At 64.0% G+C, this 22,411-nt stretch carries 21 protein-coding genes; 13 read left to right on the forward strand and 8 right to left on the reverse strand.

Annotated features, from left to right (window positions below; genetic code table 11):
- Window positions 1–112: 112 nt before the first annotated feature.
- On the reverse strand, window positions 113–3,313 hold the full coding sequence (gene putA / locus XBLMG947_RS11200; protein WP_065468675.1) for a bifunctional proline dehydrogenase/L-glutamate gamma-semialdehyde dehydrogenase PutA: 3,201 nt from the start codon (window positions 3,311–3,313) through the stop codon (window positions 113–115).
- Window positions 3,314–3,589: 276 nt separating this feature from the next.
- Here putA and XBLMG947_RS11205 point away from each other — a divergent pair, with 276 nt between their 5' ends.
- From XBLMG947_RS11205 to XBLMG947_RS11225, 6 genes are read left to right on the forward strand one after another with little or no spacing between them, the layout of a single operon-like run.
- Window positions 3,590–4,066, forward strand: coding sequence for a DUF2244 domain-containing protein (locus XBLMG947_RS11205; protein ID WP_065468870.1), 477 nt, complete (start codon window positions 3,590–3,592; stop codon window positions 4,064–4,066).
- A 16-nt stretch (window positions 4,067–4,082) separates the two neighbouring features.
- The gene (gene coxB, locus XBLMG947_RS11210) at window positions 4,083–5,048 is read left to right on the forward strand and encodes a cytochrome c oxidase subunit II (protein ID WP_065468677.1); all 966 of its coding nucleotides are present in this window, start codon (window positions 4,083–4,085) and stop codon (window positions 5,046–5,048) included.
- Window positions 5,049–5,086: 38 nt separating this feature from the next.
- Window positions 5,087–6,691, forward strand: coding sequence for a cytochrome c oxidase subunit I (gene ctaD / locus XBLMG947_RS11215; protein WP_065468679.1), 1,605 nt, complete (start codon window positions 5,087–5,089; stop codon window positions 6,689–6,691).
- Window positions 6,672–6,845 carry a hypothetical protein gene (locus tag XBLMG947_RS21550; protein ID WP_083993040.1) on the forward strand — a complete coding sequence of 58 codons (174 nt, stop codon included), beginning with the start codon at window positions 6,672–6,674 and terminating at the stop codon, window positions 6,843–6,845. Before ctaD ends, XBLMG947_RS21550 begins: the two co-directional genes overlap by 20 nt.
- Window positions 6,842–7,438, forward strand: coding sequence for a cytochrome c oxidase assembly protein (locus XBLMG947_RS11220; RefSeq protein WP_065468681.1), 597 nt, complete (start codon window positions 6,842–6,844; stop codon window positions 7,436–7,438). Before XBLMG947_RS21550 ends, XBLMG947_RS11220 begins: the two co-directional genes overlap by 4 nt.
- A gap of 38 nt (window positions 7,439–7,476) precedes the next feature.
- Window positions 7,477–8,352 carry a cytochrome c oxidase subunit 3 gene (locus XBLMG947_RS11225; RefSeq protein ID WP_065468683.1) on the forward strand — a complete coding sequence of 292 codons (876 nt, stop codon included), beginning with the start codon at window positions 7,477–7,479 and terminating at the stop codon, window positions 8,350–8,352.
- 81 nt (window positions 8,353–8,433) lie between these two features.
- Here XBLMG947_RS11225 and XBLMG947_RS11230 read toward each other — a convergent pair whose 3' ends face one another.
- Window positions 8,434–8,652, reverse strand: a complete 219-nt coding sequence (locus tag XBLMG947_RS11230; protein WP_017157720.1) for a twin transmembrane helix small protein — start codon at window positions 8,650–8,652, stop codon at window positions 8,434–8,436.
- A 60-nt stretch (window positions 8,653–8,712) separates the two neighbouring features.
- Here XBLMG947_RS11230 and XBLMG947_RS11235 point away from each other — a divergent pair, with 60 nt between their 5' ends.
- The 4 genes from XBLMG947_RS11235 to cyoE are packed head-to-tail and all read left to right on the forward strand — an operon-like array spanning window position 8,713 to window position 12,111.
- Window positions 8,713–9,435: an SURF1 family protein gene (locus XBLMG947_RS11235; RefSeq protein WP_065468685.1), complete on the forward strand. Its 723-nt coding sequence runs from the start codon at window positions 8,713–8,715 to the stop codon at window positions 9,433–9,435.
- A gap of 27 nt (window positions 9,436–9,462) precedes the next feature.
- On the forward strand, window positions 9,463–10,038 hold the full coding sequence (locus XBLMG947_RS11240) for a hypothetical protein (RefSeq protein WP_065468687.1): 576 nt from the start codon (window positions 9,463–9,465) through the stop codon (window positions 10,036–10,038).
- Between the two features lie 10 nt (window positions 10,039–10,048).
- A complete protein-coding gene (locus XBLMG947_RS11245; protein ID WP_065468689.1) occupies window positions 10,049–11,212 on the forward strand; it encodes a COX15/CtaA family protein in 1,164 nt (387 codons plus the stop codon).
- 2 nt (window positions 11,213–11,214) lie between these two features.
- The gene (gene cyoE / locus XBLMG947_RS11250) at window positions 11,215–12,111 is read left to right on the forward strand and encodes a heme o synthase (RefSeq protein ID WP_065468691.1); all 897 of its coding nucleotides are present in this window, start codon (window positions 11,215–11,217) and stop codon (window positions 12,109–12,111) included.
- A 242-nt stretch (window positions 12,112–12,353) separates the two neighbouring features.
- Here the strand turns inward: cyoE and XBLMG947_RS11255 are convergent, their stop codons facing one another.
- On the reverse strand, window positions 12,354–13,943 hold the full coding sequence (locus tag XBLMG947_RS11255) for a thioredoxin family protein (RefSeq protein ID WP_065468871.1): 1,590 nt from the start codon (window positions 13,941–13,943) through the stop codon (window positions 12,354–12,356).
- A 166-nt stretch (window positions 13,944–14,109) separates the two neighbouring features.
- Window positions 14,110–15,156 (reverse strand): bile acid:sodium symporter family protein, encoded by a 1,047-nt coding sequence (locus tag XBLMG947_RS11260; protein ID WP_065468693.1) that lies wholly within the window; start codon window positions 15,154–15,156, stop codon window positions 14,110–14,112.
- Between the two features lie 53 nt (window positions 15,157–15,209).
- On the opposite strand from XBLMG947_RS11260, the gene XBLMG947_RS11265 reads away from it, so the two are divergent.
- Together XBLMG947_RS11265 and XBLMG947_RS11270 are read left to right on the forward strand one after the other, a co-directional pair.
- Window positions 15,210–16,397, forward strand: a complete 1,188-nt coding sequence (locus tag XBLMG947_RS11265) for a lipase family protein (protein ID WP_139074388.1) — start codon at window positions 15,210–15,212, stop codon at window positions 16,395–16,397.
- Window positions 16,366–16,599, forward strand: coding sequence for a hypothetical protein (locus XBLMG947_RS11270; protein WP_065468697.1), 234 nt, complete (start codon window positions 16,366–16,368; stop codon window positions 16,597–16,599). The genes XBLMG947_RS11265 and XBLMG947_RS11270 overlap by 32 nt, the downstream gene beginning before the upstream one ends.
- A gap of 158 nt (window positions 16,600–16,757) precedes the next feature.
- Here XBLMG947_RS11270 and dnaG read toward each other — a convergent pair whose 3' ends face one another.
- The 4 genes from dnaG to rpsU form a co-directional block, all read right to left on the reverse strand.
- The gene (gene dnaG / locus XBLMG947_RS11275; protein ID WP_065468699.1) at window positions 16,758–18,506 is read right to left on the reverse strand and encodes a DNA primase; all 1,749 of its coding nucleotides are present in this window, start codon (window positions 18,504–18,506) and stop codon (window positions 16,758–16,760) included.
- A gap of 84 nt (window positions 18,507–18,590) precedes the next feature.
- Entirely contained in the window at window positions 18,591–19,553 is a 963-nt protein-coding gene (locus XBLMG947_RS11280) for a YihY/virulence factor BrkB family protein (RefSeq protein ID WP_065468701.1), read from the reverse strand.
- 561 nt (window positions 19,554–20,114) lie between these two features.
- Window positions 20,115–20,561 (reverse strand): GatB/YqeY domain-containing protein, encoded by a 447-nt coding sequence (locus tag XBLMG947_RS11285; RefSeq protein ID WP_065468702.1) that lies wholly within the window; start codon window positions 20,559–20,561, stop codon window positions 20,115–20,117.
- Between the two features lie 267 nt (window positions 20,562–20,828).
- Window positions 20,829–21,044, reverse strand: a complete 216-nt coding sequence (rpsU, locus tag XBLMG947_RS11290; RefSeq protein WP_002808376.1) for a 30S ribosomal protein S21 — start codon at window positions 21,042–21,044, stop codon at window positions 20,829–20,831.
- A 278-nt stretch (window positions 21,045–21,322) separates the two neighbouring features.
- Here rpsU and tsaD point away from each other — a divergent pair, with 278 nt between their 5' ends.
- Entirely contained in the window at window positions 21,323–22,384 is a 1,062-nt protein-coding gene (tsaD, locus tag XBLMG947_RS11295; protein WP_065468704.1) for a tRNA (adenosine(37)-N6)-threonylcarbamoyltransferase complex transferase subunit TsaD, read from the forward strand.
- Window positions 22,385–22,411: the final 27 nt, after the last annotated feature.

Consider the following 22,411-nt stretch of genomic DNA (forward strand, 5'->3'; position numbering starts at 1 on the left):
CCGCCTTGGCGGGGTTTTTGCGTATCCGATATTGCGCCGCCTGCAGGCCGCAAAGCATCAGTCGCCCAAGATCAGGAATGATTTATCAATGACCTAGGATCAGTCACCCGATTCAATCACCCAACGTCAGCAGGGAAGCATTACCACCGGCCGCGGTAGTGTTGACGGTGACGACCTTCTCGGTTGCAAAGCGCAGCAGGTAATGCGGGCCGCCAGCCTTGGGGCCGGTGCCGGACAGGCCCTGACCGCCGAAAGGTTGGACGCCGACCACAGCGCCGATTTGGTTGCGATTGACGTAGACGTTACCCACCGCGACGCGTGAGGTGATGCGGTCGATGGTTTCGTCGATACGCGAATGGACACCCAAGGTAAGGCCATAACCGGTCGCGTTGATCTGGTCGATGACGGCGTCGAGCTGGTCGGCTTTCCAGCGAATCACGTGCAGGACTGGCCCGAAAATTTCGCACTGCAGCTGAGCCAGCGATGTCAGCTCATAGGCGCGTGGAGCGAAGAAGCTGCCGTGTGCGGTGGCGTTGTCCAGCGTGGTGTTCCCGATCAGACGCGCTTCGCGATCCATGCGTGCGGCGTGATCGTCGAGAATTGTCAGCGCATCGGCGTCGATCACGGGGCCAACGTCGGTCGAGAGCAGGCTGGGATCGCCGATCTTCAACTCGCCCATCGCGCCGGCCAGCATGGTCATGACCTTGTCGGCGATGTCGTCCTGGACGAACAGGACGCGTGCCGCGGAGCAACGCTGCCCAGCGGAGATGAAGGCGCTGGAGATCGCGTCCTTGACCACCGCTTCTGGCAGCGAGGACGAATCGACAATGAAAGCGTTCTGGCCACCGGTTTCGGCAATCAAGACGCCAATGGCAGCATCGCGCGCGGCCAGGGTGCGGTTGATGATGCGTGCGGTATCGGTGGAACCGGTGAAAGCGACACCGGCGACGCGCGGGTCATTGGTCAGAGCAGCGCCAACGGTGGCACCATCGCCCGGTAGGAACTGCACGGCTGCCTCCGGTACGCCTGCCTCGTGCAGCAGCTTGACCGCCGCGAAGCCGATCAGGTTGGTCTGCTCGGCCGGCTTGGCGATGACGGTGTTGCCTGCCGCCAGCGCGGCGGCCACCTGGCCGAGGAAGATCGCTAGCGGGAAGTTCCAGGGACTAATGCAGACAAAGACGCCCCGGCCATGCAACTGCAGTTCGTTGGATTCGCCAGTCGGCCCAGGCAAACGCTCGGGGGCGCCGAACTGCGCGCGTGCCTGGCCGGCGTAGTAGCGCAGGAAATCGACCGCCTCGCGGACTTCGGCCACAGCGTCGGGCAGCGTCTTGCCGGCTTCCTTGACGCAGATCGCCATGAACTCGGGCATGCGCGTTTCGAGCAGATCGGCCGCGTGTTCCAGGATGGTGGCGCGGCTCGCTGCAGGTGTGCGGTTCCAGGCAGGTTGCGCTGCCGCAGCGCTGGCCAGCGCCTTCTGCACGGTGTCGGTATCGGCCGGTTGCCACTGCCCAACCGTTTCGCGGCGATCGGCCGGATTCAATACCGCCTGGCTGGACGTGTTGATCACCGCGCCAGGCACCAAGGGCGTGGCCCGCCAGGGTTTGATCGCCGCGTTGAGTTGCTCGGCCAGTTGGCGCAGATCGTTATCGTTGGCGAGATTGGCGCCCATGGAGTTTTTCCTGTTCTGGTTCTGACTACGCAGCACATCGGCCGGCAGAGGAATCTTGGGGTGCGGAATAGAGGTGAACGACGACACCGCTTCGACCGGATCGCGGATGAGATCTTCGATGGCGACGTCCTCATCGGTGATGCGATTGACGAAGCTGGAATTGGCGCCGTTTTCGAGCAGACGACGCACCAGATACGGCAGCAAATCTTCGTGCGAGCCGACCGGTGCATACACGCGGCATGGCAACCCTAGACGATCGGCAGGAATCACTTCGGCATACAGGTCATCGCCCATGCCGTGCAGTTTTTGATGCTCGTACGTTTTACCCGCAGAGATCGCACGCACCGCGGCAATGGTCTGCGCGTTGTGGGTGGCGAACATCGGATACAGCGCGTCGCTGTGCGCGAACATGCGACGTGCGCAGGCCAGGTAGGACACGTCGGTGTTCTGTTTGCGCGTAAACACCGGATAGCCCGGGTGACCTTCGATCTGCGCGCGCTTGATCTCTGCGTCCCAGTAGGCGCCTTTGACCAATCGAACCGGAATGCGTCGCCCAACACGGCGCGCAAGATCAGCGAGAAAATCGATCGTGTACGGCGTGCGTTTTTGATATGCCTGCACGGCCAGGCCGTAGCCTTCCCATCCATCCAGCGATGGATCGGAGAAGGTGGCTTCGATGATGCCCAGCGACAGCTCCAACCGGTCGGCCTCTTCGGCATCGACGGTGTAGCCGATGCCGTACGATTTGGCCAGTTGTGCGAGTTCCAGCACGCCAGGCACAAGCTCTGCCATTACACGAGCGCGCTTGGCGTGCTCATAGCGCGGATATAGCGCCGACAACTTGATCGAAATGCTGGGCGCGGCGAACACGTCGGTACCGACGAAGCTGCCGCTGCGGCCGATCGCGTGAATTGCGTCGCGATAGGCCTGCAGATAGCGCTGCGCATCCTTCATGGTGAGCGCGCCTTCGCCGAGCATGTCGAACGAATAGCGGTAGTTGGCGTTGTCGCCCTTGCGCGAACGCGACAGCGCCTCGCCGATGGTGCGGCCCATGACGAACTGATGGCCCATGATCTTCATGGCCTGCCGCACAGCCAGACGAATCACCGGCTCGCCGACGCGGCCGATCAGGCGCTTGAAGGCACCGGGTACATCGGCGCGGGTGAGGTCGTTGAGCTGCACCAGCCTGCCGGTCAGCATCAGCCCCCAAGTGGAGGCATTGACCAGCACCGAATCGCTGCCGCCCACGTGCTTCTTCCAGTCCGCATCGCCGAGCTTGTCGCGGATCAGCTTGTCGGCGGTGTCCTGGTCGGGGATGCGCAGCAGCGCCTCGGCCACGCACATCAGCAACACGCCTTCCTCGCTGCCCAGGTCGTACTGGCGCATGAAGGCTTCAATAGCGCCCTGGTCCTGCGCACGTGCACGCACACGGGTGACCAGATCGGCAGCGATCGCTTGCACCTTGGCTTGCTCGGCGGCAGGCAGGCGTGCCTGATCGAGCAATTCACGCATGTGCTCGGTTTCGTCCTTGAGCCAGGCTGCGGTGATGGCAGCACGCAATGCGCCAGGTGCGGCGGGCAGTTCGGGCGCCAGGAGTGGGCGCGCCACTGAGGTGGAGGCAAGCGGGTCGAGCTGAGCGTTCATGCGAAAGGTGCCTTGGATTCCTTGCTCATTCTAGTGAGCTCCGTGGCGTGCGCACTTGTGTGGAAGCGGCGGCTTTCCCGCCGTTTTGTGCAGGTCGCTGTCGCCCATGCGCGCCGCGTGGTGTCGGCACCGGCATCGCCGATGAATCCGGAAGTGTTTGATTTACGCGTACTTTTAGCTGCACTGCAGCAAATTTTTGATTACCTGAAACGCTTGCCGCATGCGTTGGCGCGGGTCTACCATCGGGCTATTCCCGCAGTGCGCTGCGTGCTGTTTATGATCGAAGTGCTGCCGTTGATGTCCGAAGGGGTTGGGACGCAGCTGCGGTTGCGGCCTCCGCGGGCACTGTCGGCCAGGCAATTCGTGCAGCTGTTCGCAGTGTTGGCGGGAACGATGTGGTTGTTTGCAGGCCTGGGGTGGTGGACCGGCAATGCGTTCGCGCCGGTGTTCGCCCTGTTGCACAGTAGTGTGGTGGCGCTGGCGCTACGGCAGTTGTGGCGAAGTGGCGAGCGCGAAGAAGCGATCCGGGTGGGAGAGGCCGTTGTCGAGGTGTTTCCGTCCGGGCATGCGCCACCAGCGTTCCAGGCACATCCGCACTGGGTGCGGCTTTGCATGGAACGCGACGACAGGGTGTTGTTGGTCAGCAGCGGCAAGCAGATCGAGATTGGAAGTTTTCTCGGGCCGGCCGAACGTGTGGAACTGGCAACGACGCTGAAACGCTTGCTCGCGGCCGCCAATGGCCGTCACCGATGACGTAAGGGTCTAGGCAATGACGCAACGCAGCAGCTGGAAGTCGATGAGCATTTACACCCGCACAGGCCTGGCGATGACCACGCTGCTGAGCGCGTCGGCCGCCTGGGCGCAATCGGCCGATCCCAAGGAGTGGCAGCTCAATATGGGTCGCGGCGTGACCCAGACCGCGCGCATGGCCTACGAGGCGCACATGGTGGCCCTGTGGGTGTGCGTGGTGATTGGCGCGCTGGTGTTCTCGGCGATGGGCTATGCGATCTTCAAGTTCCGCAAGTCCAAAGGCGCGGTGGCTGCGCAATTCAGTCACAACACCACCGCTGAAATACTGTGGACAGTGGTGCCGGTGCTGGTGCTGATTGCGATGGCCTGGCCGGCGACGGCAAAGCTGATTGCGATGTACGACACCCGCGAATCGGAAATGACGGTCAAGGTGACCGGCTATCAGTGGATGTGGAAATACGAGTATCTCGGCCAGGGCGTGGAATTTACCAGTCGCCTGGCACGCGAATCCGATCGTATCCGGCAAAGCGGCGAGCGCCCGACCGTGGCCTCGCAGCCGCACTACCTGCTGGACGTCGATAACCGCCTTGTGCTGCCGGTCAATACCAAGATCCGTTTCGTGATTACTGCCGACGATGTGATCCACGCCTGGTGGGTACCTGCGCTGGGCTGGAAGCAGGACGCGGTTCCCGGCATCGTCAACGAAGCCTGGACCAACATCGAACAACCGGGCGTATATCGCGGACAGTGCGCCGAGTTATGCGGCAAGGATCATGGCTTCATGCCGATCGTGGTGGAAGCGCTCCCCAAGGCTGAATTCCAGCGCTGGCTGGCGTCGCGCCGTAGCGCGTCAGGCACTGCTCCCGCAGCGGCGCCGACGGCTCCAGCTGCCGCGCCGCCGGCCGCTGCATCAGCAACGCCCGTCGGTGACACTGCGCCTGGCGTAGCACCGGCCCAAGCTGCAACACCGACCGCCGTTCTTTAATCGCTCGCAACCGCCCGTTTCGTAGAGGTCGTTCCGTCATGGCGCATACCGCAGTCGATCACCACGGACACCACCAGCCCGGTTTCGTCGAGCGCTGGTTCTTTTCGACCAATCACAAGGACATCGGCACGCTGTACCTGCTGTTTTCCTTCGTGATGTTCATCATCGGCGCGGCGATGAGCGTGGTGATCCGCGCCGAATTGATGCAACCCGGCTTGCAGTTCGTCAAACCCGAATTCTTCAACCAGATGACCACCGTGCATGCGCTGGTGATGATCTTCGGTGGGGTGATGCCGGCCTTCGTGGGCCTGGCCAACTGGATGATTCCGCTCCAGATCGGCGCGCCGGACATGGCGTTGCCACGCATGAACAACTGGTCGTTCTGGCTGCTGCCGGTGGCCTTCACCCTGTTGTTGCTGACCCTGTTCCTGCCCGGCGGTGCGCCCGCCGGCGGCTGGACGCTGTATCCGCCGCTGTCGCTGCAGGGCGGCTACAACGTGGCCTTCAGCGTGTTTGCGATCCATGTGGCCGGCGTCAGTTCGATCATGGGCGCGATCAACATCATCGCCACCGTGCTCAACATGCGCGCGCCGGGCATCGATCTGTTGAAGATGCCGATCTTTTGCTGGGCCTGGTTGATCACCGCCTTCCTGCTAATTGCGGTCATGCCCGTGCTGGCCGGCGCAGTGACCATGTTGCTGACCGACAAGTTTTTCGGCACCAGCTTCTTCAACGCGGCCGGCGGCGGCGACCCGGTGATGTATCAGCACATCTTCTGGTTCTTCGGGCATCCCGAGGTGTACATCATGATCCTGCCGGCCTTCGGCGTGGTCAGCGAAATCATCCCCACCTTCAGCCGCAAGCCGTTGTTCGGGTATCAGGCGATGGTCTACGCCATCGCAGCGATTGCGTTCCTGAGCTTCATCGTGTGGGCGCACCACATGTTTACCGTGGGCATGCCGCTGGGTGGCGAAATCTATTTCATGTTCGCCACCATGCTGATCTCCATCCCGACCGGGGTGAAGGTGTTCAACTGGGTCAGCACGATGTGGAAAGGCTCGCTGACCTTCGAATCGCCGATGTTGTGGGCGGTGGCGTTCGTGATCCTTTTCAGCATCGGTGGATTTTCCGGCCTGATGCTGGCGATCGTACCGGCGGACTTCCAGTATCACGACACCTATTTCGTGGTGGCGCATTTCCACTACGTGCTGGTGACCGGTGCGGTGTTCGCACTGATTGCGGCGGTGTATTACTGGTGGCCCAAGTGGACCGGGCGGATGTACAACGAGACCTGGGCCAAAGTGCATTTCTGGTGGACGATGGTGTTCGTCAACCTGCTGTTCTTTCCGCAGCACTTCCTCGGATTGGCCGGCATGCCGCGGCGCATTCCCGATTACAACGTGGTGTTCGCCGACTGGAACCTGGTCAGTTCGATCGGTGCGTTCGGCATGTTCGTTACGCCGTTCCTGATGGCCGCGATCCTGCTGTCTTCGCTGCGTCGCGGCGCACGGGCAGATGCGCGCGCCTGGGAAGGTGCCAAAGGTCTGGAATGGACCGTGCCGTCGCCTGCCCCGGCGCATACCTTCACCGTACCACCGGTGATCAAGCCTGGAGACCTTGCGCATGAAGACATCGGTCACTGAGTCCGCCTCGGAGCCGGCGGTGACGCGTCTGTTATCTGCAGCGGAACGTCAGGCGCAACAGCGCCGCGCTGTGCGTCGCACTGCGATAACGGTCGGCATCGTCGCGCTGCTGATCTATGCAGGCTTCATTGCTTCGGGAGTCATCGGTCGGTGACTGCACGCGTGCCCGCACACGCACCGACGGCCGGCTTGTTCAAGCTACTCGGCGTGGTGTTGGGTGTGTTCGTGCTGACGTTCTCCCTGGTGCCGCTGTACCGGATTGCCTGCGAGAAAGTGTTTGGAATCCGCATGGAGCGCGCGCCCGGCAGCAGCCGCGCAAACGCAGGTTCGCCACCTGCCGCCGGTAAGCGCACGGTGCGTGTCGAGTTCGATGGCGGGGTCAATTCCAAACTGCCGTGGACCTTTCATCCCGAGCAGATGACGATGGATGTGGTGCCGGGCGAGCTCAACGAAGCGCTGTATTTCGCGCGCAACGATGGTGCGCGGGCGGTGGTGGGCAGTGCGGTGCCATCGGTTGCGCCAGCGCGCGCATCGGGTTATTTCAACAAGACCGAGTGTTTCTGCTTCACCGCGCAGACCTTGCAGGCTGGCGAAACGCGCGACATGCCGCTGCGTTTCATCGTCGACCCCGCACTGCCGCCGGAAGTCACCACGATTACCTTGTCCTACACGTTCTATCGCAACGACGCGCTGACCTCGGAACTGCAGGGCGGTGGCACGTCCGGCGTGCCGCGTGCCGCACCCTGAGTCCTCATCCACACGCACCACGACACGGAAGCAACGCCATGGCCGATCACAGTCCCAACGCCGACGCGTATTTCGTCCCGAGCCAGAGTAAGTGGCCCTTTGTCGGGTCGATTGCGATGTTCGTGATGATGATCGGCGTGGCCAGCTGGCTCAACGACGCGGCATGGGGGCGATGGACGTTCTTCGCCGGCGTGGCAATGCTGCTGGCGACCTTGTTCATGTGGTTTGGCGATGTCATCCGCGAATCCAATGCCGGGCATTACAACCGCCAGGTGGATGGCTCGTTCCGCATGGGGATGGTGTGGTTCATCTTTTCCGAGGTGATGTTCTTCTGCGCCTTCTTCGGTGCGCTGTTCTACACGCGTGTGCTGACGTTGCCCTGGCTGGGTGGCGAGGGCGACGGTGTGATGACCAACGAATTGCTGTGGAACGGCTATTCGGCAGCCTGGCCGACCAGCGGCCCGGGCACGATCGGCGGGCAGTTCCAGACCATTGCGGCCTGGGGTTTGCCGCTGATCAATACGTTGATCCTGCTCAGCTCCGGGGTGACCTTGACCATCGCCCACCACGGACTCAAGGGCGGGCGCCGCGGCGCGCTATTGTTGTGGCTGGGGTTGACCGTACTGCTGGGCTGCGTGTTCCTGTTCCTGCAGGCGGAGGAATACATCCACGCCTATACCGAGCTCAATCTCACCCTGGGCTCAGGGATCTACGGCTCAACCTTCTTTATGCTCACCGGCTTCCACGGCATGCATGTGCTGCTGGGCACCATCATGCTGGCAGTGATGTGGCTACGCGCAGCCAAGGGACACTTCACCCGCGACAACCACTTCGCCTTCGAAGCGGCCGCGTGGTACTGGCACTTCGTCGACGTGGTGTGGCTGGCGCTGTTCCTGTTCGTGTATGTCCTTTGAGAATCGGGAATCGGGAATCGCAAGAGCGAGCCCGCTTTTGCCTTTACGATTCCCCATTCCCGATTCCCCATTCCCGGCCCCTCAGCGGCCGATGCCATGCGGCTTGATCCAGCCGGTATAAATGCCGAGGATCACGATGGCGATCAACGCAACCGATAGACCGATGCGCCAGGTCAGTGCGTTGACGGTGCGCTTGGTCTGGCCGCGATCGGTGAGCAGGTAGTAGAGGCCGGCGCCCAGGTTCCACAGGATCACGATCAGGAAGGCGACAATCAGCAGCGTCTTGAGCGAATCGTTCACAACAGCCCCGGGTGCAGTCGGTGTGGTGATGCCATTGCACGCCTTTTTGCGTCGCTTGTCATGACGCGCAAGCACACGGCGGTAGTCGGCTGGTGTCTGGCTCTGCTGATGAGCGCGGGTTTTGCCGCGCTTGGTCACTGGCAGTTGCAGCGGATGCATAGCAAGCAAGCCTTGCTGTACCGTGCCGCGCATGTGCGCGATACCACGCTGCCCTTGGCGCAGGCGCTAGCGACGCCGCACGATCTGGCATGGGTGCGTGGGCGCGTGCGGTTTTTGCCGCAACTGGTCTTGCTGGACAATCAGCTGCATGCCGGGCGTGCCGGTGTGCGTGCGTATCAACTGGCAGCGCCAGAAGACGTATCGACAAGCATGCTGGTCGATCTGGGCTGGCTGCCATTGCCGGCCGATCGCCAGTTGCCCAGCATCGTTGCACTGGATGGCCGACAGGCCGTAGAAGGACTGTTGAGCGCACCGCCATCGGCGGGGCTGGCGATCGGGCCGGCATTGGCGCCGGGGGGCGCTCCGCAGACCTGGTTGGCCACACGCCTGGACGTAACGACCCTGCGCAGCACGCTTGGCAGGCGCGACATTTCGTCGCAGGTGTTGCGCCTGGACCCTGCGCTGCCGGTTGGCTATGTACGCGATCTGGAAATACTGCCGAATACGCTGCCACCCGCGCGGCACTTGGGTTACGCGGTGCAATGGTTCGGGCTGGCCGCCGCGGTACTGGCGACCGCGACGCTGCTGACATGGCGTGCGCGCTGCCGCGGCCGCGGGCACTGACGCCTGCGGCATGAGAAAATCGCCGCCATGACCTCCTCCACATCGGCCACGCCGCACTCGGTCAAACGCGGTCGCAGGATGCTGATTGCCCTGGCGGCGCTGTTCTTCGGCTCGATGTTGCTGGCCGGTGTGCTGCGCTTCTCCGGATGGCAGCCTGCAGCAATGCGCAACAACGGCGAACTGCTGAAGCCGCCTGCGGATCTGCGTGCGCTGGTGCCGGTGCGTGCGAACGGGCAGCCGTATACGTGGGCACCGAGCGAGCGCATCTGGCGCATTGCGGTGGTACCGCCGGTCAATTGTACCCAGCAGTGCGTGGCGTTGGCCGCCGAACTGGACAAGGTGTGGCAACTGCTGGGGCACCGTGCCGACAAGGTGGAGGTGCTGTGGATCGGCGCGCCGCCAGCCGGGCTGCCCCCGATGCCTGAATTGCGCGTGCTGCGTGACGATGTCCACCTGCGGCAGGCGTTGCCGCGTAGTACCGATGCGGCCGGCGTGCCGGTGTATGTGATCGACCCCAACGGCTTCGTGATTCTGCGCTATGCCCCCGGCTTCGACCCGGCCGGTCTGCGCTCGGATCTGGTCAAGCTGCTGAAACTGATGTGAGCCCGTTTCGATGAATCTGTTTGCGCCACCGGCATTGTTCCGTCACTTCCATCGCATGGCCTGGCTGGCGGCGTTGTTCACTGCGAGCACGATCCTGTTCGGGTCGTTCGTGCGGCTGTCCGATGCCGGCATGAGCTGCCCGGACTGGCCGACCTGCTACGGCCGTGTGACCTGGCCGCAAACCAGCGACGAGGCCAACACGCACGGGGCCAGCAAAATCCGCCCGCTGGAATCGCACAAGGCCTGGCGCGAGCAGGTGCACCGTTTCCTGGCTGGCGCGCTGGGCGTGGAAGTGCTGGTGCTGTCGTTGCTGGCGGTGCGTCGCCGCCGCATGGGCATTGCGCAGGTGGTGTCGGCCGCGGTGCTGGTGGCGTTGTCGATCCCGCTCTACATGTCCGGCTGGCACAACGTGGCCTTCGGCGTGGCGATCGGCGGCGAGGCGATCCTGCTGTTGGCCGCGCTGCGCTGGAGCAACATCGATCTCGCGCGCGCGGCGGTGCTGACGCTGGCGGTGGTGATCTTCCAGGCGCTGTTGGGCATGTGGACGGTGACGCTGCTGCTCAAGCCCATCGTGGTGATGGGGCACCTGCTGGGCGGCATGCTGATGTTCTCGCTGTTGGTGTGGATGGCCTGGCGTGCGACCCACTTGCCGATCACGCTGGCCGACGCCTCGCGGCTGAAGTGGCTGCTGCGCCTGGGCGTGGCGGTGCTGGGCCTGCAGATCGCATTCGGCGGCTGGGTCAGCGCCAACTACGCCGCGCTGGCCTGCGGCGGCGGCAGCTGGTCGGCCGATAATTTCCCGCGTTGCGTCAGTCAGTGGTGGCCGCCGCACGATGTCCGCGAAGGCTTCACGCTTTGGCGCGGCATCGGGGTGGATTACGAAGGCGGCGTGCTCGATGGCGCGGCGCGTATCGCGATCCAGATGGCGCACCGGCTGTGGGCGATTGCGACGGCGCTGTACCTGTGGTGGCTGGCGTGGCGTTTGTCGCGTTCGCCGGGCATGCGGGTGTGGGCAGGTGCGCTGGCGTTGCTGGTGGCCGTGCAGGTGACGCTGGGCATGCTCAACGTGAAGCTGGCGTTGCCGCTGGAGGTCTCGGTCATGCATAACGGCGGCGCGGTGGCACTGTTGTTCGTGCTGGTCTCGCTGCTGGCGCGGCTGCGCGCGCCGGAGTGAGCATGGCTGTCAGCGCACGCGATTATTGGGATCTGACCAAACCCAAGGTAGTGGCACTGATCGTGTTCACCGCGCTGGTGGGCATGTTCCTGGCCATCCCCGACATGCCCACCTGGCTGCAGGTGCGCACCGGCGCGCTGGGCTTCCTGGGCATCTGGCTGGCGGCTTCAGCGGCGGCAGCGATCAACCAATTGCTCGACGCCAAGATCGACGCCCAGATGGCGCGCACCTCATGGCGCCCGCTGGTGGTGGGCAAGGTGCAGCCATGGCAGGTGCTGGTGTTCGCCGGCGCGCTGATCGTGATCTCCATGACCATCCTGGTGGTGTGGGTGAATGTCATCACCGCGGTGCTGACCTTCGCCTCGCTGATCGGTTATGCGGTGATCTACACCGTGTACCTGAAGCGCGCGACCTCGCAGAACATCGTGATCGGCGGGCTGGCCGGCGCCACGCCACCGATGCTGGGCTGGGCCGCGGTGACCGGGTTGCCGACCAGCGCCGACTGGATCAACGCCTCGCTGCTGGTGCTGATCATCTTCATCTGGACGCCGCCGCATTTCTGGGCGCTGGCGATTTTTCGCCGCGCCGATTACGCCAAGGCGGCGATCCCGATGTTGCCGGTGACCCACGGCGTGCCGCACACGCGCAAGCAGATCCTGGTGTACACGGTGCTGTTGGCGCTCGTGACCTTGCTGCCGGTGGCGGTGGGTATGAGCGGGATGTTTTACCTGGGCGGTGCGTTGGTGCTCAACGTGGTGTTCCTCTGGTACGCCTGGCGCATGCTCGACCCGCCGGACGAACTGTTTTCGATGAAGATGTTCGGCTATTCCATCGTCTATCTGATGGCGCTATTCGCCTTCCTGATGGTCGATCATCTGCTGCTGCCGTGGGTGCGCTAGCCGCCACGGTGGCGCGAGCGGCAGCGCGGTAGGTCTGCCGCCAAGCACGCCTGAGCAACCTGCGCTTCCTGTGCGATGCGCCTGTAGCGCATGCGGAATTTGGGCGGGAATCTTCCTGGCAGAGAGGCCAAGTGCGCCGTGTCGAGGTCACCAGCGGCGTCCACGTCAGCAGACGCCGCAGTTTCTGGCTGAGGAACCTTGTTGATCCATCACCTGTTGCCCAACGGCAACGCTGTGCCGAGTCAACTCAGCCAGCTGGCGCAGTCGTTGGCGTTTTTGCTATCGCAGCTGGACTGCATTTTCTGTTGCAGGCGCGCCAGCACTGCGCTGCCTTCCCGGTGGTGCTGCTTGCTCCAGGTCTTGAGTGCGGTGCCGAGCGTGGCGAAGCGCTGACGGGTGCGTTGCCGGTAACCATCCGGTTGGTCCGCCAGCTCGCCGATCACCTGTGTGGTGGCGCTCTCGATGCCGGCGGTGTCGTCAGGGCTGAGCCGGATCAGACCATCCACATACATCACGCCCCACTGCACGCGCGTGGCGGGGCCTTGCGCGCTTTCATAGGCCTTCTTGAGCCAGGACAGTGCGGTCTTCTTGTCGCCGCGTTGTTCGGCTAGATCCGCCAGCTCGGACATGTAGTAGTAGTGCGTCTTGCTGCGCGAGAGCTCTGCCAACAGCAATTGCTCTGCCCCGCTGCTATCGCCTACCTCGCTCAGTAACGCGGCGGCTGTGCTGATGGTGGATTGGCGTTCCTCATCGGTCTTGGCCGTGTCGGTGGCCCACTGCACGCGTTGATGCACGAGGTCGACCACATCGTTCGGAAGCGGCGGTTTCGGGCCTTTGGCGCCGGGTTCGGTGGGCTGACCTTTTGCCAAGCGTGCCAGCTGGATGCGTGGGTACACGGTGCCAAGCCGGTCGGGAATGGGCAGTGACGTATCGGCGTAGGCTTTGTCCAAGGCCTGAATCAGGGCGTTGGAGAGCGTGGCGCGCACGCCCGGATCGTTGCTGGCCGCGGTGATCAGGCGCGCGGGCATATAGCTCAGCGTGCCGACATTGGCGCGCACCTCAGGCGGGTCGGCCAGCACTGCTTCCAGCAGCTTGCGATGGGCGGGGCTGGCAGCCGGCGGGCGCTCGGCGGCCCTAATGGCCGCCAGGGCGAAGCTGCGTTGCAGTGCCGGCTGTGGCGCGGATGTCGACAGCCGGGTGAACACCTCGGCAGCATGATCGGGTTTGATCAGCCGGTCGTCGGTGCCCCAGTCATAGTCGCCGAGCACGGCCCAATCGTCCGCGCTCAGCTGTTGCGGCGCGTGCAGCGCCTTGTCGAGCAATTGCTGGGCGGTGCTGGTGCTCTTGGCCGCAACCCGCAACACTTCGGCCAGACGCGCGTTATCGGCATTGCCGGCCAGACGGGTGATTTCGCTGCGATCCGGGCGCAGCACGATGATGGTGGGATAGGCCTTCACCCCAAAGCGCTCGCCCCAGGCCTGCGCGCCTTCGGAATCGCCGTCCAGCTGCACGGCGACGAATTGCTGGGTGCGCGCGATGAAGGCCGGGTCCTTGAACAGTGTGGCCTTGAGTCTGTTGCAGGGCGGGCACCAGGCCGCGCCCCAGTACAACAGGATCGGCTTGCCGCTTTCCTTGGCTTCGGCAAAGGCGTCATCCACGTCGCCCTCGCGCCAGGCGATGCTGGCAGCGGGTGCCGGCGTGGATGACGCTTTGGCCGCCTGTGCGGGTGGCGCAGGCGCAGGCGGGGCGGGCTTGTCGCAGGCAGTGAGCGTGACCAGCGCCGCCAGCAGCGCGATCACGGACGTGGAGGGGCGTCGAAGCGACAGCGTCATGGTCATCACCGTGGGGCGGCAGGAGATCGATCGAGCACTCCAGCGAGCGCTTGCGCGCCGATGCAGGAGTCAGTGAATGTTGTATCTCTGCTTACGCCCTGGATCTGCCGGCGATGCGAACTGCTGTCACGCGATACGCAGCGGTGGGCGCTGGCGTGGCCCATCGTCAATGGCGCCCGGTTGCACCCTGCGGCTCGCCCGGCGCGCTGCGTGCATAACGTGCGGCCACGAAGGCGCACACGATCAGCTGTAATTGGTGATACAGCATGATCGGCAACACGATCGCGCCCAGGCCGCCCCCGGCGAACATCACCTTGGCCATCGGCACGCCGGTGGCCAGGCTCTTCTTCGAGCCGCAGAAGACGATGGCGATTTCATCGGCGCGGCTGAAGTGCAGGCGTCGCGCGACGAAGGTGATCGAGAGCATTGCCGTGGTCAGCAACAGCGCTGCGGCGCCGATCACCGCCAGCAACGCGGGCAACGGCGTCTTTTGCCACAGCCCTTCGTTCACCGATGCACTGAAGGCGGTGTAGACCACCAGCAAAATGGTGCTCTGGTCGGTGTAACGCAGCACGGCACGGTGGCGTTCGACCCAACCGCCGATCCATGGACGCATGAAATGGCCAGCCAGAAATGGCACCAGCAACTGCAGCAGGATCTTGCCGATCGCCTCGGCCGGATGCGCCATGGCGCCCTGGCTGCCGACCAGCGCGCCCATCAGCAATGGCGTAAAAAACACGCCCAGCAGGCTGGAAAGCGAGGCCGCGCAGACCGAGGCTGGCACGTTGCCGCGCGCCATCGAAGTGAACGCGATCGAGGACTGCACCGTGGACGGCAGCGCGCACAGGAACAGCACACCGATATACAGCTCCGGTGTCAGTGCCAGGTGCGCGAGTGGTTTGAACAACAGCCCGAGCAGCGGGAACAACACGAAGGTGCAGCTCAGAATCACCAGATGCAGACGCCAATGCAGCGCGCCTGCCTTGACCGCTTCGCGCGACAGCCGCGCGCCGTGCAGGAAGAACAGCGCGGCGATCGCCACATCGGTGACATCGTCCATGACCGCGGCGGCGGTACCCGAAACCGGTAACAGCGAGGCAAGCGCGACCGTGCACAGCAATGCAAGGGTGAAAGGATCGATGCGCAATCGCGCCAACCAATGTTTGATCATCGTGTGAAACCGGGGCAAGAGACTGTTGAACGCACCCCGCATTGTAGAGTCAGTCGTTCGCTAAGGCATCGTCGCCGACGTGGCGTTGCAGCGACATGCGCCAGCCACGCAAGTCGTTTCGAAATTACGTGCCGGTCGCAGTTTGCACAGCCCGGTATTGCTACCTTTCTTCAGCACTTGCCCACGGCACGCAGCTGCAGGCGGCCCCTCCGTCAGGGGAGGTAGGTCATTCGACGTTTTCTAGCGACCACAGGGAAAGGTGCGTCATGCCCTACGATCAATTCCAACAGACCTTCGCGTTGTCGAGCCTGGCCAATTGGGTCAGCACGTGTTCGGGCCCTCAATCCATGCTGCAGGCGGACTGCCAGCAAATGCTGATTGACACCTCCTCTTCATCTTCAAACCAAAAGGTCATTGGCGACTGGCAACTGGTCTGGGGGCCGCAGGTCTGGCAGGCGCCGGGTTCGGTGTTGTCCGGCAACGTCATGTATGTGGAGCATACCGCTGCGATGCCAGGCGTCGGCGACGCCTATGTGGTCGCACTGAGCGCCACCAATCCCAGTTCGCTCTACGATTGGTTCGGCGAGGATTTCGATGTCGTTTCCAGCGTCGATTTCGCCAGCTTCGATCCGTTGGCAAGCAGTGCACCTGTGGCGCTGAAGAAGCCCGTCGACCCGCAGGGCGTGACGATCTCGATGGGCACCGCCACGGGTGTGTGGCATCTGCTGACGATGGTGAGTCCGCAGACTGCGCTGGCGCCCAACACGGCCCTGGTCGAATTTCTGCAAGCCTTGGGCAACACCGGCGCGACGGTGATCTTCACTGGACACAGTCTGGCCGGTGCGCTCTCGCCAACGCTGGCGACCTGGTTGAAGACCCATGGAGAACTGAGCGGCTTCGACCAGGTCTATTGCTACCCCACTGCAGGCGCAACGCCGGGCAACGCAGGTTTCGCTGCGCTGTTCGCGGCGATCTTGCCATCGCCGGGTGCGGGCGAAAAGCCATACCAGATCTGGAACGCCGATCTGTGGAATACGCTCGATTGCGTACCGCACGCCTGGGAAATTCCGATGTTGAATCAGATCAGGACGCTGTACGGCAATGCCAAGATCCGCGAGATCGATCTGCTCGTGGATCTGGCGATCCTCAACGCCAAGGCATCTACCGTCAGCTATTGCCAGATCGACAATCAGTCGTTGACGGGGGACGTCTGTCGGCATACCCACGGGGATCGAGCAATTTTTCGAACAGATGAAGGTGCAGCACACCACGGCCTGCCATAGCTTGATCGCCGAGCCGATCGCGCCGGTGACCTGGAAGCAGCAGTGCCAACAGGCCGACGCAATCGAGCAGCAAGCGCGCGATGCCTTGATCGACCGGCTAGTCACGCATGCCCGCCAGATCGAGGTCAGCGATGTGCAGGATGCGCAGACCACTGTTGCCGTGCTCGAGTCCATGGCAAACACCTTGTTCAAGCGGCTCTAGTGCCAGCAACGGCCAACGACGTGCGGACGCGCGCGTTGGCCTTCAGGGGTGATCGGCGATTGCAAGATGCCCGACGCTGGACCGGGCCGGCGATTGCGCGCCGGTCAGCGCGGCGGTGCGACATTGCTTGCCCTGACATGACGCCAGCGAAAAGTGCATCACAACGCTGCAAGTGCCTTGAGCAGTTCGCGCATCTCGTATTTGTCGGTGTCGTCCAGCCCTTGCGCGCGCTGTTTGGTCTGCAGTTCTTCCACACGCTGACGCAATAATTGCTTGTCGAGCTGGGCGACGACGTCGTGCAGCTCGATCGCCCAACTGTGCTCGTCGCCGGGGAGCTCCTGCGCGGCCAGCTTCTGCAGCGCGACCAGTTCCTCGCGCTCGGCGAAGTGCTCCAGCAGCGCGCCGGTGCTGATCTCGGGGCGTTGCCGGACCAGGTCCAGCAACTCCATCAACAAGTCGATACCAGGCAGGCGCAATCCGGAAAAATCATGGTCGCCCTCCAGGCTCATCGCCAATGACGGCTGTTGCAGCAGGATGGCAATCGATGCACGTACCAGGCTGCGCTTCTGCGTGGGTGCGCTCATGCGTGCAGGCGGCCGCGGCTTGGATGCAGATTGTTGCGCAGACGCATTCGCACCCACCCCGGTCAGGCGTGAGAGTTCCTGCTTCATCAGATCGCCGAACGCGCCCTCGGGGATCTGCGCCAGCATCGGGCGCGCACGTTCGGCCAAGCGTGCCTTGCCGTCGAGCGTGTGCAGGTTGATGTCGCGCGACATTTCGTCGAAGAAGAACTGCGACAGCGGCGTGGCCTGTTTCAGGCGCTGATCGAAGGCCTGCGCGCCTTCCTTGCGCACGATGGTGTCGGGGTCTTCGCCATCGGGCAGGAACAGGAAGAACGCCTGGCGACCATCCTTCATGCGCGGCAGCACCGATTCAAGCGCGCGCCAGCCGGCCTTGCGCCCGGCGTTGTCGCCGTCGAAGCAGAAATACACATCCGGCGCGTTGCGGAACAAGAGCTCCGCATGTTCGGGCGTGGTTGCGGTGCCCAGCGTGGCGACAGCCTGGGTCACGCCGAATTGGAACAGCGAGACCACGTCCATGTAGCCTTCCACCACGATCAGCCGCTCGATCTTCTGATTGGCCTGGCGCACCTGCCACAGGCCGTACAACTCGCGGCCCTTGTGGAACAGCGCGGTTTCCGGCGAATTGAGGTATTTCGGCCCCGGGTCGCGGCCATCGGCCGGCGCGCCCATGATGCGTCCGCCGAAGGCAATGACGCGGCCGCGGCGGTCGAAGATCGGGAACATCACCCGATCGCGGAACTTGTCGTAGACATGGCCGCGGTCGTTCTTGGAAAACAGCCCGGCGCGCTCGAGCACACTCATGCGCCGCGCATCAGTGCCCAGGGTGTCCTTCAATGCGCTATAGCCATCGGGGGCATAGCCGATCTGGAAACGCGCACGATTGTCGGCGTCCACGCCGCGCCCATCCAGATACTCGGCCGCGCGCGCGCTGCCTTCGAGCTGGCGCTGAAAGAACTTGGTGGCCGCTTCCAGTGCCGAATACAGCTCGCGGCTGTCGTCCTGCTGTTGCGGCGTGCGTTGCTGGGTCTCGCGCGGGATTTCCATGCCGGCGTGCTTGGCCAGCTCGTCGACCGCATCGAGAAACTCGAGGCGGTCGTAATTCATCAGAAAACTGATCGCCGTGCCATGCGCCCCGCAGCCGAAGCAGTGATAGAACTGCTTGGTCGGCGAGACCGTGAACGAGGCCGAGCGCTCGTCATGGAACGGGCAGCGCGCCGAATATTCCTTGCCCTGGCGCTTGAGCGGCACGCGACCGCCCACCACTTCGACGATGTCGGTGCGTGCAAGCAGTTCGTCGATGAATGCGTCGGGGATGCGGGCCATCCCGCTAGGATATCGCAGCGGCCTGCCGGCACCCGGTCCCGGCGGCCGCCAAGGACACCCGCGATGCAGGAACTGCCGCCGCGCTCAGCCGCGTGGCAGCGCTTCCGACACCGACGCTGAAGATGCAGACGCCGCATCGGCAGGCGGCACGATCACCGGCGGATGTTCCGGGTCTACACCGGCTTCGCGTAATTTGCGATGCGAGCGCACGCGCTCATCGATCACCGCGGTGATCAAGGCGCCGACGAAGAACACCACCGAGGCGTAGTACATCCACACCAACAGGATGACCAGCGTCCCCATCGAGCCGTACGCGCTGCCTGGCGCGGCGGTGGCGATGTACACGCCAATGGCATAGCGGCCGAGTGCGAACAACAACGCGGTGATCGCACCGCCCAGGAACGCCTGGCGCCAATCGACCGTGCGGTCGGGCAAGTAGCGATACAGAAAGGCAAACGCCAACGAATACAGCGCCAGGGTGGTGACATAGCCCACTGCCGGCAACACCGACGGCAGGCGCGCGAACACCACCTGCAATGCAGTGGTGGCGATCATCGATACGATCAGCAAAAACCCCAGTGCCAGGATCACGCCGAACGAAAACACGCGCTTTTTCAGCCACGCCATCAGACCGTCCAGGCGTTGCTTGTCGGTGCGGAAGATCAGGTTCAAGGCGTTCTGCAATTGCGCAAATACCGCCGTGGCGCCGATGAACAGCAGCAGCGTGCTCCACAGGCCGGCCAACGAGCCAACGCCAGGCTGGTCGGTGGCATTGCGAATGATGGTCTGGGCCACGTCGGCAGCGCTGCCGCCAGCCAATTGCGCGACCTGCTGCACCAGTGCCTCTTGCGCGGGCGGATAGAGCGAGGCGGTCAGCCACAACAGCAGCACCAACAGCGGCGCCAGCGACAGCAGCGCATAGAACGACAACGACGCTGCCTGCGTCATCACGTCGATCTCGATAAAACGGTTCAGCAATGCCATCGGCACGCTGCGCTGCAGACGGCTCAGATGCTTGTGCAGATAAGCGGATGAAAGCGTCGTCACCGGCGGGAGAATCCTTGGCGCATACCGTTGGGCGCGCAGGTGACCGCAGAGCAAGGTCGGTATGCGGAAAGACCTTGCCCGTGCCTGCGCTGGCGCACCCGTTCTAGCAGGGGCGCATCGAAGAACGGGTGAACGCGCGCAAGTGGAGGGTGAGGTAGTGGCCTGTGCCGCCGCCGGCCAGCGTGGCCTGCCAGTTGCCGGTCGCGGCGTGCTTTTTGTGTGGGCCCAGGGACTTTACTGTGCACGTGGTGCGTGTGTGCATTGTTCGGGACGCACGCTTGGCGATCTCCCGGGCGCCCGCGCGATGACAGGGGCGCAGAGACAGTGCAGCGCTTTGGCCGCACAGTGGCCAGGCGCGCTTGAACGCGGTGTTGCGCCATACTGGGTGCCTTGCGTGTTGCGCAGGTAACACGGGCGTGTCTGTGGAAGACCGGATTGCGGCATGACAGCCCGGTGGTACGTCCACCGCTTGACCCGTCACCGCCAGGCGGCGATGCAGCGCTGCACTGCGCACCGTCCGTCCGCAGTGCCCTGGCCGTGGCGCAGGGCACTGCGGTGACATCAGCCGGCCAGGTGCTGCTTGACCAGGGTCGAGACCACGCCCATGTCGGCCTGACCGGCCAGCTTGGGCTTGAGCGCGCCCATCAGCTTGCCGATATCGGCCGGGCTGCTGGCGCCAGTCTCGGCGATCGCAGCCTGGATGGCCGCCACGATTTCGGCTTCGCCCATCTTGGCCGGCAGGTAACGTTCGATCACCACGATCTCCTCGCGCTCGATCTGCGCCAGGTCGTCGCGTGCGGCGCCTTCGTACTGCGTGACCGAGTCCTTACGCTGCTTGACCATCTTGTCGAGCACGGCGATCACGGCGGCATCGTCCATCTCGATGCGCTCGTCCACTTCCTTCTGCTTGATCGCGGCGTTGATCAGCCGGATCACGCCCAGGCTGTGCTTGTCGCCGGACTTCATGGCGGCCTTCATGTCATCGGTGAGCTGCTGCTTGAGGGGCATGCGGTGACTCCTGAGTGTGGGTGTCGAAGAGAGGCCGAGGTGCCGTCGAAGGCGGTGTGCGTCGGCCGAAATGGGGGGCAGGGCGCGCGTGGAGCTATCCAGGGAGAGACCACGCATGTCGCGTGAACTGCTCCGATGTCTCTGACGCAACGCCTTGTGACAGACCAATACAAAAAGCCGGCGACGCTTGCGCGTGCCGGCTCTTGGGTTCGCTCCCGACGGGTCGCGCCTTCAGCGCAGACCCCACCGGCAAGGAACCGCGTTCGATCAGTACAAGCGCTGGCGCTTGGTGACGTCGCGCGAGGAACGACGCAGCTGACGCTTCACGGCAGCGGCAGCCTTGCGCTTACGCTCCTGGGTCGGCTTTTCATAGAACTCGCGCTTGCGGGTTTCGGCCAGCACGCCGGCCTTTTCGCAGGTGCGCTTGAAACGACGGAGCGCAAATTCGAAGGGCTCGTTCTCGCGGACTTTAACGCTGGGCATGTGTTCTCCAGAAGTGGGGTTTCCGTCCGGGAGCCCCGGGCGGGTGCGAGCGGACTCGCGTGACGGAATTTCCGGGTTGCCCCGGCGAGCCGCGCATTATAACGACTTGCCAACGACCTGCAAGCCCCTGGCAGAATTTCCCGCGACGGCATCTATAAAGCGTGTGATCGAGCCGAATATGGCTGCGATGGCGGGGCGGCGCAGCATATCGCCATAGGCCGATCTGCGCAGCCCAAAAACTGCGAAAATAGCGGCATGTCCATGCCTGCCGAGTTGCCGTGAAAGTTCTTGGGATCGAATCGTCGTGCGATGAGACCGGCGTGGCGGTCTACGACACCGCCCTGACCGGCGTGCCGGCGCTGCGTGCCCATGCGGTGTATAGCCAGATCGCGCTGCATGCCGAATACGGTGGCGTGGTGCCGGAGCTGGCCAGCCGCGACCATGTGCGCAAGCTGCTGCCGCTGATCCGCCAGACCCTGGGCGAGGCCGGGGTGCGCATCGACGAACTCGATGGCGTGGCCTACACCGCCGGCCCGGGCCTGGTCGGCGCCTTGCTGGTCGGTGCCGGGGTGGCGCGCTCGCTGGCCTGGGCACTGGATGTGCCGGCGATCGGCGTGCATCACATGGAGGGCCACTTGCTGGCGCCGTTGATGGAAGACGACCCGCCGCAGCCGCCGTTCGTGGCCTTGCTGGTATCGGGTGGGCATACACAATTAGTGTCGGTCAAGGCGCTGGGCCGCTACGACGTGCTGGGCGAGACCCTGGACGATGCGGCCGGCGAGGCCTTCGACAAGACCGCCAAGATGATGGGCCTGCCCTATCCGGGCGGCCCGCAGCTGGCGGCACTGGCCGAGACCGGTACCCCGGGGCGCCACACGTTCGCCCGGCCGATGACCGACCGGCCCGGCCTGGATTTCAGCTTCAGCGGGCTCAAGACGCAGGTGCTGCTGGCCTGGCGGTCCAGCGACCAGTCCGACACGACGCGCGCGGACATCGCGCGCGGCTTTGAGGACGCGGTGGTAGAGACCCTGGCAATCAAATGCCTGCGCGCGCTGGACGCGGCCGGCTGCAACACGCTGGTGGTGGCCGGCGGGGTGGGCGCCAACAAGCGCCTGCGCGCGCAGCTGCAGGAGGCCGCGCAACGCCGCGGTGGCCGGGTCTGTTTCCCGCGCCCGGCGCTGTGCACCGACAACGGCGCAATGATCGCCTTCGCCGGCGCGCTGCGGCTGGAAGCCGGTGAGCGCGCCGATGCAGCGGTGCATGTGACGCCGCGTTGGGATATGGCGAGCTTGCGGCCGCTGGCAGCGGCGCGGGAATTGGGAGTTGGGAATCGGGAATAGGAAGAGCGTTACCCCGATCCTGTCCGT

This window comes from Xanthomonas bromi, assembly GCF_900092025.1.
Classification (GTDB): domain Bacteria; phylum Pseudomonadota; class Gammaproteobacteria; order Xanthomonadales; family Xanthomonadaceae; genus Xanthomonas; species Xanthomonas bromi.